11 protein-coding genes are annotated in these 15,070 nt (G+C 38.5%); 8 read left to right on the forward strand and 3 right to left on the reverse strand.

The annotated features are described in order from the left end of the window. Positions 1 to 30 precede the first annotated feature (30 nt). The 8 genes from AC52J8_RS05345 to blp2 all read left to right on the forward strand — a co-directional run bounded on the left by AC52J8_RS05345 (position 31) and on the right by blp2 (position 12,126). Positions 31 to 1,752: an alpha-keto acid decarboxylase family protein gene (locus tag AC52J8_RS05345; protein ID WP_086399811.1), complete on the forward strand. Its 1,722-nt coding sequence runs from the start codon at positions 31 to 33 to the stop codon at positions 1,750 to 1,752. Positions 1,753 to 1,893: 141 nt separating this feature from the next. Continuing rightward, positions 1,894 to 3,273 (forward strand): amino acid permease, encoded by a 1,380-nt coding sequence (locus AC52J8_RS05350; protein WP_496538889.1) that lies wholly within the window; start codon positions 1,894 to 1,896, stop codon positions 3,271 to 3,273. A 477-nt stretch (positions 3,274 to 3,750) separates the two neighbouring features. Next, on the forward strand, positions 3,751 to 4,782 hold the full coding sequence (locus AC52J8_RS05355; protein ID WP_002118975.1) for a substrate-binding domain-containing protein: 1,032 nt from the start codon (positions 3,751 to 3,753) through the stop codon (positions 4,780 to 4,782). A 99-nt stretch (positions 4,783 to 4,881) separates the two neighbouring features. Continuing rightward, positions 4,882 to 6,261, forward strand: a complete 1,380-nt coding sequence (gene pstC, locus AC52J8_RS05360; protein ID WP_086399812.1) for a phosphate ABC transporter permease subunit PstC — start codon at positions 4,882 to 4,884, stop codon at positions 6,259 to 6,261. Next, the gene (pstA, locus tag AC52J8_RS05365) at positions 6,258 to 7,655 is read left to right on the forward strand and encodes a phosphate ABC transporter permease PstA (RefSeq protein WP_005073268.1); all 1,398 of its coding nucleotides are present in this window, start codon (positions 6,258 to 6,260) and stop codon (positions 7,653 to 7,655) included. Before pstC ends, pstA begins: the two co-directional genes overlap by 4 nt. Before the next feature lie 13 nt (positions 7,656 to 7,668). Further along, the gene (pstB, locus tag AC52J8_RS05370) at positions 7,669 to 8,571 is read left to right on the forward strand and encodes a phosphate ABC transporter ATP-binding protein PstB (RefSeq protein WP_086399813.1); all 903 of its coding nucleotides are present in this window, start codon (positions 7,669 to 7,671) and stop codon (positions 8,569 to 8,571) included. A 149-nt stretch (positions 8,572 to 8,720) separates the two neighbouring features. After that, positions 8,721 to 9,683, forward strand: a complete 963-nt coding sequence (gene sohB / locus AC52J8_RS05375; RefSeq protein WP_086399814.1) for a protease SohB — start codon at positions 8,721 to 8,723, stop codon at positions 9,681 to 9,683. Positions 9,684 to 9,936: 253 nt separating this feature from the next. Then, positions 9,937 to 12,126 (forward strand): Ig-like repeat protein Blp2, encoded by a 2,190-nt coding sequence (gene blp2, locus AC52J8_RS05380; RefSeq protein WP_140159461.1) that lies wholly within the window; start codon positions 9,937 to 9,939, stop codon positions 12,124 to 12,126. Between the two features lie 40 nt (positions 12,127 to 12,166). Here the strand turns inward: blp2 and AC52J8_RS05385 are convergent, their stop codons facing one another. The 3 genes from AC52J8_RS05385 to hflD all read right to left on the reverse strand — a co-directional run bounded on the left by AC52J8_RS05385 (position 12,167) and on the right by hflD (position 15,060). After that, the gene (locus AC52J8_RS05385; protein ID WP_086399815.1) at positions 12,167 to 12,805 is read right to left on the reverse strand and encodes a DUF2238 domain-containing protein; all 639 of its coding nucleotides are present in this window, start codon (positions 12,803 to 12,805) and stop codon (positions 12,167 to 12,169) included. A 79-nt stretch (positions 12,806 to 12,884) separates the two neighbouring features. Continuing rightward, positions 12,885 to 14,273 (reverse strand): adenylosuccinate lyase, encoded by a 1,389-nt coding sequence (gene purB / locus AC52J8_RS05390; protein ID WP_086399816.1) that lies wholly within the window; start codon positions 14,271 to 14,273, stop codon positions 12,885 to 12,887. Positions 14,274 to 14,328: 55 nt separating this feature from the next. Beyond that, positions 14,329 to 15,060 (reverse strand): high frequency lysogenization protein HflD, encoded by a 732-nt coding sequence (gene hflD / locus AC52J8_RS05395; protein ID WP_068563452.1) that lies wholly within the window; start codon positions 15,058 to 15,060, stop codon positions 14,329 to 14,331. Between the last annotated feature and the right edge of the window lie 10 nt (positions 15,061 to 15,070).

The raw sequence follows: 15,070 nt of genomic DNA on the forward strand, positions 1-15,070 counted from the left end.
ATAAAAATTGGTCTCAAAGGATATAGAGCAATGTTCATAGAAATCGGTGACTTTTTAAATCTTCGTTTAAAACAAATGGGTATCCAACATCTCTTTGGTGTACCTGGTGATTTTAACCTCTCATATCTAGAACAAGTTGAAGCAGACCCACAACTCGAATTTATTGGAAATTGTAATGAATTAAATGCTGCCTATGCAGCAGATGGCTATGCACGAATTAACGGTTTTTCTGCCTTGGCAACTACTTATGGTGTAGGTGACTTAAGTGCGATTAATGGCATCGCAGGTGCCTATGCAGAAAATGTACCTCTTATTCATATCTCAGGTATTCCGCCTTTACATGCGGTTCAAAAGGGCACACTAATACACCACACGCTTGTCGATGGTAACTACGACAATATTATGAACTGTATGAAAGAGTTCACAGTTGCCCAAACACGTTTAACTCCAGCAAATGCAGCTTTTGAAATTGACCGTGTATTACGTCAGTGTTTCCTGGAACGCCGTCCTGTGCACATTCAACTACCAGGCGATATTACTCACGTTAAGATTGAAGTATCTGAACGTCCGCTTGACTTAAGCTACCCAGCTGTTGAACCTGAATTATTGCAGAGTGTGGTAAGCAAACTCTGTGACATTATTGAGAATGCTCAAAGTCCTGCACTTCTTATTGATAATGAAGCTTCAGTTTTTGGTGTAACTTCACTTTTAAATGATTTGTCTCAAAAATGCTCAATTCCATTTGCAGGCATGAATACTGCAAAAAATATTATGGATGAAGGTTCACCTCGTTACATTGGAACTTATGTGGGTGGGGCAAGCCAACCGCATGTGAAAAATATCATTGAACAATCTGACTGTTTAATTGGTGTTGGTGCACGCTTTACCGATGTAGGCTCAGCTGTATTTACTCATCAAATTGAGACCAAGAACTACATCGAAATTAAATCTTATGGCCTAAATATTTTTGGTCAGGATTTTCCGGGTATTGAAATTGGACAATTACTTGTCGAGTTAAATAAAAAAATTGCTCCACGTAAATCAACAACACCTCTTCTTGAAAAACAACCTCAGAAAGTAATTGAAGCTCCAGCTCAACAAAAGTTAAGCCAAGATGTGCTTTGGAACTACATTTCAGGGTTTTTAAAAGAAGATGATGTGATTATTGGTGAAGTAGGAACATCAAACTCTGCTTTGTCAGGTATCAAACTTCCTGCCACAGCTAAATATATTGCTCAGCCGCTTTGGGGTTCTATTGGTTACACCTTACCGGCTTTGCTTGGTAGTTTGTTGGCTGCTCCTGAGCGTCGTCAAATTCTATTTATTGGTGATGGTTCATTCCAGCTTACGGTACAAGAGCTTTCTACGATTATTCGTCATGGTTTAAAACCAATCATTTTCTTGCTGAACAACGGTGGCTACACCATTGAGCGCTTAATTATGGGTGAAAACGCGGCCTATAACGACGTGCAAAACTGGAAATACACTGAAATTCCTGCGGTATTTAACGGTAAAAAAGGCCATACAACTTATGTTGTTGAAACCGCTGGCCAGCTCAAGAGCGTTTTAGACAATGTTCAGCAAAATGATCAGTTAACTTTCATTGAATTAAAACTACCAGCAATGGATGCGCCGGTAAGTTTGAAAAAATTTGCTTCTGTGATTGCTCGTTTTGACTACGGTGATCGCGGTTACGAAATTTTAAAGGAGCGTTCCCAACCGATTAAATGTAAGGATGCAATCTCTTTTTAAATAGAAGACAGGACAAGTCTTCTCAAAAATTAAATAGACTCACATTACAGCAAATTTATGTCCGAAGATCGGTTCCTGATCTTCGGATGTGGTGCTGAATAAAGGTGTACAGGAAGTGACACCAACATTGGAGATAATGTTATGGATGCAAACAATAAGCACGAGTTAAAACAAGGCTTATCCAATCGGCATATTCAACTCATCGCACTCGGAGGGGCGATTGGTACAGGATTATTCTTAGGTCTTTCACAAACAATTAAATTGGCTGGCCCTTCAATTTTATTAGGATATGCAATTGCAGGAATTATTGCCTTTTTAATTATGCGCCATTTAGGTGAAATGGTGGTTGAAGAGCCGGTCAGTGGTTCTTTTAGTTATTTTGCGAACAAGTATTGGGGCAAAATGGCGGGTTTTATGTCTGGCTGGAACTATTGGGTATTATATGTACTCGTCAGCATGGCTGAATTGAGTGCGATTGGGACGTTTATACAGTTTTGGTGGCCTGAAATTCCGACATGGCTGACTGCTTTATTTTTCTTTATTTTAATTAACGGCATTAACTTGGTAAATGTTCGCTTTTTTGGGGAATCCGAGTTCTTATTTTCCTGCATTAAAATTGTTGCCATTTTAAGCATGATTGGTTTCGGTGCTTATCTTTTACTTTCAGGCTCAGCAGGTCCGCAAGCGGGTGTTGCAAATTTATGGCAACACGGTGGTTTCTTCCCGCACGGGATTCACGGTTTTGTCATGGCTTTAGCTGTCATTATGTTTGCATTTGGCGGCTTGGAATTAATTGGTATTGCTGCAGCTGAAACGAAGAAACCTGAAACGACTATTCCTAAAGCAGTAAATCAGATTGTGTACCGTATTTTAATTTTTTATATCGGTGCAATCGGTATCCTTTTATGTCTTTATCCATGGAACATGGTGGCAGAAGGCGGCAGTCCATTTGTTATGATTTTCCAGTCACTCAATAGTAACGGTGTTGCGAACGTTCTGAACTTTGTGGTCTTGATTGCTGCTATTTCAGTTTATAACAGCTGTATCTATTGTAATAGCCGTATGTTGCATGGTTTGGCAGAGCAGGGTAATGCTCCTGCAATTTTGAAAAAAGTAAACAGTCGCGGTATTCCAGTTCCAGCAGCAGTTGTTTCTGCATCTATTACAGCAATATGTGTGGTCGTGAATTATCTGATTCCTGGTCAAGCTTTTCAGCTCTTCATGATGCTAGTTGTAGCTGCACTTGTTATCAACTGGCTCATGATTTCAGTGACGCATTTGAAGTTTACTAAAGCAATGAAATTGCAAAGACGCCAAACTAAATTCCAAAGTATTATGAGTCCTTGGAGTAATTATTTAACCATTAGCTTTGTATGCTTTATTCTTATTATTATGGCGATGACTCCAGATATGAGAGTGGCAGTTATTTTAGGGCCAATCTGGCTTGTTGTTTTAGCTGTGATGTACTTCTTAAAATATCGTAAAAAAATGGTTGTTCTGCCAGAAGTACAATCGAATTGATCCTTTAAATTGACAATGATATTGCGGTTATCAGCCTTAGGGTCGGTAACCCTTTATCTTTTGTCATATTATTTTCATGTTACAAAGAAATTGTTTTTTTCTAGAAATTTTTAATAATAATTTTAATGACAGAAAATATTTAAATAATAAAATTAATAAATCACTAAATTACCGTTTTTTAATATATTTATAATACCTTTTGTTTTTATATTTTATAAAAAATAAAAATTTAATATTTTTAGTTAATGTCATAATATAGATTGATAGAGAGGGTAAAATAATCTCTATATTTAAAATAACTAATTGATAGTACATAAAAAATATTAATGTGACAGTTAACAATATCGAAATCATTAAAGCGTCATCATACTGTAACTTAATTGTCATATTTTCTATTCACAATGCAGCTATCGAAGAGCGTACAAGCACTCAACAAAAAGTGACGTACAACCTATTGCATTAATGAGAGAGAACAGAATGCGCTTAAATCCACGTCAAATCGCAATTGCGTTAGCAGTAACTGGGGCAGCTGTAACAACGACTGCAAATGCAGCTCGTGATACGATTCAAATTGCTGGTTCTTCAACTGTATTACCATTTGCCAGCGTTGTAGCTGAAGAGTTTGGTAATACTTTCCCTCAATTTAAAACTCCTGTAGTTGGTTCTGGCGGTTCTTCTGCTGGTTTGAAACAATTCTGTCAAGGTGTTGGCGATAACACGATCGACGTTGCTAACGCTTCTCGTAAAATTAAAAGCACTGAAATCGAAGCTTGTAACAAAGCTGGTGTAAAACAAATTCAAGAAATCAAAATCGGTTATGACGGTATTGTATTCGCGTCTAACTCACACAAAGCAGCTTATAAATTAAAACCTTACCATGTGTTTGCTGCTCTAGCTGCACAGTTACCATCAAAAGGTAAATTGGTTCCAAACCCATATACAAACTGGAATCAAATTGATAAAACACTTCCAAATGAACCGATTACTCTTGTAATCCCTGCATCTAACCACGGTACTCGTGAAGTTTTCCAAGAGAAAATGGTTGAAGCTGGTTGTGAAGCATATGAATACTTCAAGAGCTTAGATAAAGATGCTCAGAAGAAAGCATGTTCTACTTTCCGTAAAGATGGCCGTGTAATTGAAATCGCTGGCGACTATACAGAAACATTAGCGCGCTTAAAAACTTCTCCAAGTGCTGTAGGCGTGTTTGGTTTAAGTTTCTATGACATGAACCGTGACAAGTTACGTGTAGCAACAGTAAACAACGTTGTTCCATCTGAGAAGACAGTATTGAATGGTACATACCCTGTATCTCGCCCATTGTACTTCTACGTGAAAGGCGAACACTTAAAATCAGTTAAAGGCTTACCGCAATATGTAGAATATTTCGTAAGCAAGAAAGCAACTGGTAAAGGTTCTAAAGCTGAACGTGATGGTTTAATCGCGATGTCTGATGCTGAACGTGCAAAAGTTTTGGCTGACTTTAAAGCAGGTAAAACTGTTAAATAAGTTAGTTTGAATGAAGGCTGGTGATCTTAAGAGTTCATCAGCCTTTTTGTCTAACTTGTTTTTCCAAATTATGACAATTGAGAAAACAGTGGAGAGTACATGAATCTGCTACTTATCGGTGTGTTGTTAGCCCTCGTGGCAATTGCATATCAACTTGGGCTGAGAAAGAGCCGTAACATAGCAGGTAAGGGAAGCAACTCGGCGACGTTACATTCTCGTCCTGGTTATTATGGTGCACTGGTTGGTCTTTGGTGCGGTATCCCTGCTTTTTTAATTTTGATCATTTGGAACTTGGTTGAACCAAGTATTTTAAATCATATTATTTTTAATAATATTCCGGGGTCTGTAAGTGCTTCTCTTGATGAAGCGGGTAGAAGTGTATTGGTTGATCGTGTTCAATCAATTGCTTCAGGTTTTGGGGTGAGCGATAAACCAGCAGCCTACGAATTAGCTGCTGCTCAACAGTTTGCAAAATTTCAAACCATTGGCTCTTTTGCCAAATTTGCTGTTGTAATTTGTGCTGCTTTATTGGGTTTGGTTTGGGCAAAGAAAAAAATCAGCCAACAATATCGTGCTCGTAACCAAGTTGAACGTGCCATTAATGTTGGTTTGATTTTATGTTCTGGTGTTGCGATTTTGACAACCATCGGTATCGTAATGTCGATGTTTGGCGAAGCAATGCACTTCTTCCGTTTTGTCAGTCCAATGGACTTTTTCTTTGGTACAGAATGGAATCCGGGCTTTAGTACTTCTGGTAATGCTGAAGGCAGTTATGGTTTATTACCACTGCTATGGGGTACGCTCATGGTCAGTGGTATCGCTCTACTCGTTGCTGTACCAGTTGGATTAATGATCGCAATTTATTTAGCTGAATATGCTTCACCATGGTTCCGCTCATGGGCAAAACCAACAATTGAAGTCTTAGCTGGTATTCCAACAATTGTTTATGGTGTATTTGCCATGATGATTATTGGACCATTCTTTAAAGCAGCGGGTGCATATGTTGGTTTAGAGATTAATGCGACGAGTGCTTTAACTGCTGGCTTTGTAATGGGAATTATGATTATCCCATTTGTTTCATCTTTGTCTGATGACATTATTACTCAAGTCCCGCGTGCACTACGTGACGGTTCTTTAGGACTTGGTGCGACTAAGTCTGAGACAATTCGTCAAGTCGTATTACCAGCAGCTTTACCGGGGATTACAGGCGCTTTCTTATTGGCGGTCTCTCGTGCTGTTGGGGAAACCATGATTGTGGTTTTAGCAGCAGGGAACAGTCCACTTTTACACGCAAATCCATTTGAAGCTGTTTCGACAGTGACAGTAACTATTGTAAAACAGTTGACTGGAGATACAGACTTCTCAAGTCCACAAGCATTGGTTGCATTCGCGCTAGGTTTAACACTATTTGTTATTACCTTGGGATTAAATATTGTAGCACTGTACATTGTGCGTAAATACCGTGAGCAATACGAATGAGTACATCAAATACATCGTCTCCTATGGATCAGAACGTATTTGATCCGAAAACTGCTGCCGAAACACGTGAACGACGTAAACAGGTTATTGAAAAATCTTTGGCTAAACGTCATCGCAAAGAAAAAGCTTTCCGTTTTGCGGGTTTCTCGGCAGTCATTATTGGTCTTGCATTCGTTGCTCTCTTGTTCGGTAGTATTTTGGCAAAAGGTTTACCTGCTTTTTGGCAAACCAGTATGAATGTTCCAATTTACTTTGACCCTAAAGTGATTGATGCAGGACCAGTACCTGTACGTACTCAAGGTGAAACACCTGCGCATTACCAAGAACGTTATGTCGATTGGCAAACTAAAATGGGTATGGTCGATTGGGATGGCATCATTGTAAATGGAATGATTGCTAAAGATCCTGCACTTGCATCACAACGTGACTACTTGAGTAGCTTATATGCAAGCTCGGAAGCTTATCGCCTTCGTGATATGGTTTTTGCAGATCCATCACTTATTGGTAAAAAAGAAAATATTACCTTCTTGGGTGATGCGAACGTCGATGTTTGGTTAAAAGGTAATATTGATCGTTCATTACCAGATGATCAGCAACAACTCGATCCAGAAGTGCGTAAGCTTGCAGATGAGTTAAAGGCGAAAGGTGTTCTTGAAAGTACATTTAACTTGAACTTATTTAAGAACCCTGACTCACGTAGTTCTCCAGCAATTAGTGGTCTTGCAGGTGCATTCATGGGTTCATTATTCATGATGCTCATCGTGATCATCATTGCGATCCCAATTGGTGTTGCCAGCGCAATCTATCTCGAAGAGTTTGCTCCAAAAAATGTTCTTACCGATATTATTGAAGTTAACATCAATAACCTTGCTGCTGTTCCTTCAATTGTATTTGGTCTACTTGGTGCTGCAATTTTCATTGGTTGGATGCATTTGCCTTTATCAGCTCCGCTGGTGGGTGGTTTGGTTTTAAGCTTAATGACACTACCAACAGTGATTATTACCACGCGTGCTTCATTAAAAGCAGTGCCACCTTCTATTCGACAAGCGGCACTTGGTTTGGGAGCTTCTAAGTTCCAAACGATTTTCCATCACGTTTTACCGTTGGCATTACCGGGCATTATGACAGGTGCAATTATTGGTGTTGCACATGCGCTTGGTGAAACCGCACCTTTACTTTTAATTGGAATGAGTGCATTCGTTGCAAGTATTCCAGCAACTCCATTTGATCAAGCAACTGCTTTACCTGTACAGGTTTATTTATGGCAGGGTAATGAGTTGCGTAACTTCTTCGAAGGCCGTACTGCTGCTGCGATTATCGTACTACTTGCATTAATGATTGGTTTAAACAGTCTTGCAATTTGGTTACGTAAAAAGTTCGAAGTGCGTTGGTAATAGAGGATAAATAATGAATACTATTGATATTACGAATTCCTTAGAAAAGGATAAGTTAGTGAATACTGAACAATCTCAATTTACAGATAAATCGCTGAATCATGGCACTTCGTATGTTTCGCATTTTGAACCACATACTTCAAAAAAGCAGAACTCAAACGAAATCAAAATTAGTGCACAAGATGCTCATGTTTATTATGGTGATTTTGAAGCTATCAAAGGTATTGACCTAGATATTTATCAAAATGAAGTGATCGCATTTATTGGTCCTTCAGGCTGTGGTAAATCAACGTTTCTTCGTACGTTAAACCGTATGAACGATACGATTGATGGTTGCCGCGTAACAGGTAAAATTACCCTTGATAACCACAATATTTATGACCCAAATCTAGACGTTGTATTATTGCGTGCTCAGGTTGGTATGGTGTTCCAAAAGCCAAACCCATTCCCTAAATCTATTTTTGACAACGTGGCTTATGGCCCAAAACTTCATGGTTTAGCACGTGATAAGTACGATCTAGAAGAAATTGTTGAAAACAGCTTACGTAAAGCTGGTTTGTGGGACGAGGTTAAGGATCGTTTGAACCAGCCTGGTACAGGCTTATCAGGTGGTCAGCAACAGCGTTTATGTATTGCTCGTACCATTGCCGTTAGTCCTGAAGTGATTTTAATGGACGAACCGTGTTCTGCACTCGATCCAATTGCAACAGCAAAAGTAGAAGAACTCATTTCTGAGTTGTCTAATCAATTCACAATTGTGATTGTGACTCACTCAATGCAACAAGCTGCACGTGTTTCTGATCGTACTGCTTATTTCCATTTAGGTGATTTGATTGAAGTTAACTCAACTGAAAAAGTCTTCACTCAACCTGACCATCAGTTAACGGAAGCATATATTACTGGACGCTTCGGTTGATTAATGATCAATAAAAGAAAAAGAGCCATGTGCTCTTTTTTTTTATTTTATAAATGAAAATGACTCTATTTTGCAAAAACGCTATTGAATTTTAATCAAAAGGACCACATCTTAAGGCTATAAAAGATAACTTATGAGCTTAGAATTTTATGTTATTCCATTTGCCTAAACTCCCTGCAGAAATACGTGTTAGTCATTTAAATGCACGTGTAAATGAACAGAGAAAAAAAATTGCACAAACTACGGCAAGCCGTTTAGAACTTTTACAATTAGCTCAACAACTTGCTAAAGAAGCTAAAATTCGCCGTAAAAATAATCAGAAAATTTTTGTTTTAGATTTCAAGGGTGATATTCAAGCTTCGGCAGTTGAAAACTTGCGTGAAGAAATTACTCTGATTTTAGCAACTGCTAAAGCAGGACGTGACCGTATTGTAGTTCGTCTCGAAAGCCCTGGTGGTATGGTCCACGGCTATGGTCTGGCAGCAGCTCAGTTGGTGCGTTTGCGTGATGCTGGTTTTCATGTGACTATCTGCGTAGATAAAGTCGCTGCGAGTGGCGGCTATATGATGGCATGTATTGCAAATGAAATTATTGCAGCGCCGTTTGCTATTGTTGGTTCAATAGGTGTAGTTGCTCAAGTTCCAAACTTTAATCGCCTTTTGAAAGAACACAATGTGGATTTTGAGCTTTACACAGCAGGGCAGTATAAGCGTACTGTAACTATGTTTGGTGAAAATACGCCTGAAGGTAAAGCGAAGTTCGAAGAAGAGCTGCAACAAACTCATGTCTTATTTAAGCACTTTGTAGAAAAGTATCGCCCACAGCTTAATGTTGATAAAGTGGCTACAGGTGAACACTGGTATGGTGAAGATGCCCTAGATCTTAACCTTGTTGATAAACTGCAAACATCTGATGAGTATTTATTAGCTTTATTGCCACAACATGATGTGTATGTCATTAATACACGTAAGAAAGCCACCTTAGGTGAAAAGCTGGGTTTACAGGCAGCGCAAATGGCAGATAGTTTGATCCCTACTGTCATGAACAAGGTAATGGAAAGCCTAGCAAAAGCGAACACGACGCTTGTACAGGTACGTGATCCAAAACTATAAGTTTATCTAATTCAAATGTTATAAAGGACCAGCTTAAATGCTGGTTTTTTTATAAAGTTAATATTCAAAGTTGTCTTATTAAATATGCTTAGATTTTTAATAGAAAGTAAAAAATAATTATTGATAAATATGCTTTTTGAATTGTGATAAACACATGGTTTTGATATTTTAAACAGCAATAAAATAGCTTTTAGATGAACCATTTAAAAAGTTAGATATTTAAAAATATAACTGAAATTTAGGACAGGAAATAATGACAAGAATAATTGTAGCATCCAAAGAGGGTTTGGACGTTCTGCAAGATGGTCAGCTCAATAAGGTCGTGTTAAGTAAACCTTCTATTATTCAAATTGGCGTAAGTCAAAAAGATATAGCATCGGTGGAAAAACAAGGTGGAAGTCTAGTCGTCCATTTAAAAAATGGAGAGACCATTGTCTTAGAAAATTTCTTTAATGAAGTAATGAATACAACAGAACATTCACTTGTTCTTCCGACTGAGCATGGAAAATTTGTTGAGGCACAATTTGATGCTCAAGGTAAGGTGATCGACTATACAGGTTTAAACCATGTCACAGATTTAGCCTATACAAGTACGAGCCAACCAGCCTCGACAATGGCGGTTGATGATTCCCCAACTTTTTCGATGGGTAACGTGCTAAAAGCTGGTTTGGCGGTTTTAGCTGCTGAAGGTTTATATCTTTGGGCTTTTGATAACGATGACAAAGATGACTCTTCAGGACCAGTAGATATCTTAGCTCCTGCTGCACCGACTGCTACTGTTGCTGATGATACTGTTACAGTTAATGGTAAAGCAGAAGCAAATGCAAAAATTTATCTTAAAGATGCTGCTGGAAATACAGTCGCAACGGGTGTGGCAGATGCGAGTGGTAATTTTACAATTAAACTCGATAAGCCTTTAGCAAATGGAAATAAATTAAATGTTTTTGCTGAGGACGCTGCTGGCAATATGTCTAAAGCTGGTGTTGTGACTGGTAGTAAAGACACAATTGCTCCAGATGCTCCCCAAACTCAGCTGAGTGATGATGGTTCATTGGTAACTGGTAAAACTGAAGCAAATGCAAAAATTACTGTTTATGATGCTGGTGGTAACGTATTAGGCACTGTAACTGCGAATAAGGATGGTATTTTTTCTTTAAAGCTTACTCCTCCATTGACGAGTGACGCCGGAGGAAAAGTTATAGCTGAAGATGCGGCAGGCAATAAATCTGAACCAACTAAAATTATTGCAGGAAAGGATACTTTCGCTCCGGATGTTCCTTTAGTTGAAGTCAATAAAGAAGGCACCACGGTTGAAGGACAAACTGAGCCTAATGCAAAAGTTCAGATAAAAGATGCTGATGGTAAAGTGATTGGAACTGGTACCGCAAACGCACAAGGTGAGTTTCAAATCACGCTTTCTCCAGCATTAAAAGAGTCCCAAAAGGCAACAATTGTTGTTGAAGATGCAGCAGGTAATACCTCTAAACCTTTAGAAGTTTCTCCAAGTTATGACTCTATTGCACCTGAGAAGCCTGTTGCTCAGATTAATGCTGATGGTACAACCGTAACAGGTACAACCGAAGCAAATGCAAAAGTTGAAATCAAAGATACGACAGGTAAGGTCATTGGTACGGGAACGGCAGATGCAAATGGAAAATTTACAATTACGATTTCGCCTGCTTTAACTGATAACAAACATGCGTCAGTTTCGGCGATTGATAGTGCAGGAAATAAATCTGAGGTTCTTGATATTATTGGTACTAAGGACACAACACCACCTGCAAAACCTGTTTTAAACAGTGTGGATGATGATGTTGGTGCTCTAAAAGGTGCGATTACTGCTGGTTCAGAAACTGACGATGCAAGACCAAAGCTCACAGGCTCAGGTGAGGCAAATGCAACTTTAACCATTTATGATAATGGTGTTGCTATTGGGATTGTAAATGTAAGTAGTAGTCGATCATGGAGCTTTACGCTCGATAAAGACTTAGCAATTGGTAAACATACTATTACTTTAACTCAAACAGATGCAGCAGGCCTTACAAGTGAAGTGAGTTCACCATTTACGTTTTATGTGGTCGCTCCAAAGGCTGCCAGTTTAAGTGAGGTAGCTGTTGATACTGCTCATACAGAAACTGTATCTGTTGCTGATAGTGTTGGGTTAAATACATTAAAGTTAGTACAAAGCACAACAAATGAAACGGATAGCCAAGAGCAGAAATCTGTGCCATTAGATGATTTGTTAAAAAGCTCTACGTCTAGTGAACCAGACCCAATTGAAGCTCTTTTGTCTTCAGCGGCATTAAAGCCTACTCAGGTAAATGATCAGAGTGATATAACTACGAACGCTAGTAATATTACTCCCAATCTTGAGCATGTTTTACCTGATACGACTTCTTCGGTTTTACAAAGCCTTTTAGAACAAACCTATCCTGTTGTCTAAAGTGATCTTAAAAAAAAGCGCTCATTGAGCGCTTTTTTATTTATGAGTTATTTGTTTTAGATGGAATCATGAGTGCAAGAAGTCCATAGAAAATTGCACCAATGGTCGCTAACAGCATATCTTTATGGGCATCCCACATATCGCCTTGTTGCCCATTATAATTTTCGGCTTCTTCCGGAGATAATCCAATAGCAATTACCCATTCAATAAGTTCATATAAAACACTTGATGCCATTACAAATTGAACCACTAGCAAAAATAGACTGAATGGCTTTACTGATGGTAACCACACCAGAAACACACGATAAGTAAGAGGGTAGAGAAAAATACCATAGGTAAGATGAACCAAACGATCATACATATTACGGGACCAACCCATGTATTGATCTAAATTAAAATTGAATGCTTGTTGTATCCAATCATTGTATGGAACATATGAATAAAGATAATGCGCACCAACAATATGGATGAGCAAAAACAGTAAATAGAAAATAAAACTTAAATAATCGAGTCCAATCTTCTTAAAAATAACAAAGAGCAAAATCAACATAAACACTGTGCCCGCTTGATGAAGTAAATAGGCTTCAAATTCAAGAGGGTGAATAGCTGAAATGACAATCGCAATCAAAAGCAAGCCAAGAGCAATATAGTGTTTAAGTTTGAATTGTTTTTCGATCATTTTATAAAGACTTTATTGTGATTTATATCAGTGTAATAAAAAAGCGAAGCCTAAGCTCCGCTTTTTGTAAACTTTTTAATTAGATTTTGCTAATTAAATCGTTAATTTGTTTCGCTTGCTCGGCTGCATTACCTGTGTAAGTTGCAGGCGTAAGTTCAGCTAAACGCGCACGTTCTTCGCTTGGCACTTGAGCGAGTTCATCACCATTTACGAAATTAACCATCATGTCACGAGTCATTGCTTGACCACGAGTTAATGCTTTTAATTTTTCGTATGGTTTTTCAATGTTGTAGCGACGCATTACAGTTTGAATTGGTTCAGCTAAAACTTCTTGAGCTTGGTCTAAATCTTCATTTAAACGGTTTGCATTTAACTCAAGTTTACCAACACCTTTTAAGCACGCATCGAAAGCAATTAAGCTTTGTGCAAAACCAACACCCATATTACGTAATACAGTTGAGTCAGTTAAGTCACGCTGCCAGCGTGAAATTGGTAATTTTTCGCCTAAGTGAGCCAATACTGCATTTGCAATACCTAAGTTACCTTCAGAGTTTTCAAAGTCAATTGGGTTAACTTTGTGTGGCATAGTTGATGAACCAACTTCGCCTTCTTTCAATTTTTGTTTGAAGTAACCTAGAGAGATGTAACCCCATACGTCACGGTTAAAGTCGATTAAAATCGTATTAAAACGACGTAACGCATCAAACAACTCTGCCATGTAGTCATGTGGTTCGATTTGAGTTGTATAAGGGTTGAATGTTAAACCTAAAGATTCAACAAAAGCTTGTGCGTGAGCAGCCCAATTCACATCTGGATAAGCAGAAAGGTGAGCATTGTAGTTACCTACAGCACCATTGATTTTGCCCAGCAATTCAACATTTTCAAATTGTTTGATTTGACGAGCTAAACGGTATGCCACATTCGCCATTTCTTTACCCAAAGTTGTTGGGCTGGCAGTTTGACCGTGTGTACGAGACAACATAGGTTGTTCAGCATGAGTCGTTGCCAAAGCAGAGATCGCATTAAGGATTTGCTTCATGCTTGATACTAAAACTTCACGACCATTTTTAAGCATAAGCGCGTGAGACAAGTTGTTGATGTCTTCTGAAGTACATGCAAAATGAATGAATTCACCCGCATTTTGCAATTCAGCAATACCAGCAATCTTCTCTTTTAAGAAATACTCAACTGCTTTAACATCATGGTTAGTCGTACGTTCAATCTCTTTAATGCGATTTGCATCTTCTTCAGAGAAGTTGCTAACAATCGCATCTAAAGCTGCATTTGTTTCGTTTGAAAAAGGTGCAACTTCAACAATTTCTGGACGGTTAGAAAGTGCTTGTAACCAACGCACTTCTACAGTGACACGAGCATGGATTAAACCAAACTCAGAAAGAAAAGGGCGTAGCGCATCACATTTGCTGGCATAACGTCCATCTAATGGTGATAGAGCGGTTAAAGCGTTCATAACGATTCCTTAATGTTGGAATAAACATAAAACTAAAAAAATCTCGTTTATAGTCTTAAACGACTTGGTACTGTAAACGAGCAAGTGCTTGAATATCCTGTAGCAATTTACGTTTGCTAAAAATCATGTTCCACGAACTACCGCCGAGTTGTCGCCATAAATGGGCCATTTGTAAGCCAGTAAACAAACAAGCACGGATGCGGTTAGTATGGTTGGTATCTTTAAATGCTTCTGCATTACCACGAACTAAAATTCGTGGGTTAATCTGCCCAGCCGTATCAACATAAGTTTGAGCCAAATTGGCTAAAATGCTTGGGTGTAGGTAGTTATTATCAAAAAAAGACAGCTGTTTTAAAATTTTCTGCTGAGCTTTCTCGATGATTGCGACATATTCAGGATTGCTATAAACCTTTTTTTCTAACTGTAAAAGCGACATCGCATAAGACATTGGCAATTTAGCCGTACCCATTTTGGGAAGGCGAGACTTAGGCATGTTTGTAAAAGGTTGAGTAATACAATTTTCGAGTGTTTTAAGCCCTAAAGAAATATCTGCCAACTGATTAAAAAAATCTAAAGTTTGAACACCATTATTGACTGTAGGGCGAATATTTAAACTTGCTTTGATTAATAGTTCAAAATAGAAGTTACCACTTTCACCAATACTTTGCTGACCCGTCATTGCTGTCATATGGGTGAGCTGGGTGGCCTGAAATACCCCAGCCAAGGCAAGGGCACGGTTTTGTCGAACATTCAAGGCTTGTGATTGTTGAAATGGTAACTCCACCATGCCATTCATT

This window comes from Acinetobacter sp. S-1, assembly GCF_059579785.1.

Excerpts from the sequence above, each read along its gene's own strand:
- pstB (WP_086399813.1), top strand. The coding sequence starts at position 7,669 with ATGAATACTATTGATATTACGAATTCCTTAGAAAAGGATAAGTTAGTG.
- purB (WP_086399816.1), bottom strand. The coding sequence starts at position 14,273 with ATGAACGCTTTAACCGCTCTATCACCATTAGATGGACGTTATGCCAGC.
- AC52J8_RS05350 (WP_496538889.1), top strand. The coding sequence starts at position 1,894 with ATGGATGCAAACAATAAGCACGAGTTAAAACAAGGCTTATCCAATCGG.
- AC52J8_RS05355 (WP_002118975.1), top strand. The coding sequence starts at position 3,751 with ATGCGCTTAAATCCACGTCAAATCGCAATTGCGTTAGCAGTAACTGGG.
- sohB (WP_086399814.1), top strand. The coding sequence starts at position 8,721 with ATGTTATTCCATTTGCCTAAACTCCCTGCAGAAATACGTGTTAGTCAT.
- pstC (WP_086399812.1), top strand. The coding sequence starts at position 4,882 with ATGAATCTGCTACTTATCGGTGTGTTGTTAGCCCTCGTGGCAATTGCA.
- pstA (WP_005073268.1), top strand. The coding sequence starts at position 6,258 with ATGAGTACATCAAATACATCGTCTCCTATGGATCAGAACGTATTTGAT.
- AC52J8_RS05345 (WP_086399811.1), top strand. The coding sequence starts at position 31 with ATGTTCATAGAAATCGGTGACTTTTTAAATCTTCGTTTAAAACAAATG.
- hflD (WP_068563452.1), bottom strand. The coding sequence starts at position 15,060 with ATGGTGGAGTTACCATTTCAACAATCACAAGCCTTGAATGTTCGACAA.
- blp2 (WP_140159461.1), top strand. The coding sequence starts at position 9,937 with ATGACAAGAATAATTGTAGCATCCAAAGAGGGTTTGGACGTTCTGCAA.
- AC52J8_RS05385 (WP_086399815.1), bottom strand. The coding sequence starts at position 12,805 with ATGATCGAAAAACAATTCAAACTTAAACACTATATTGCTCTTGGCTTG.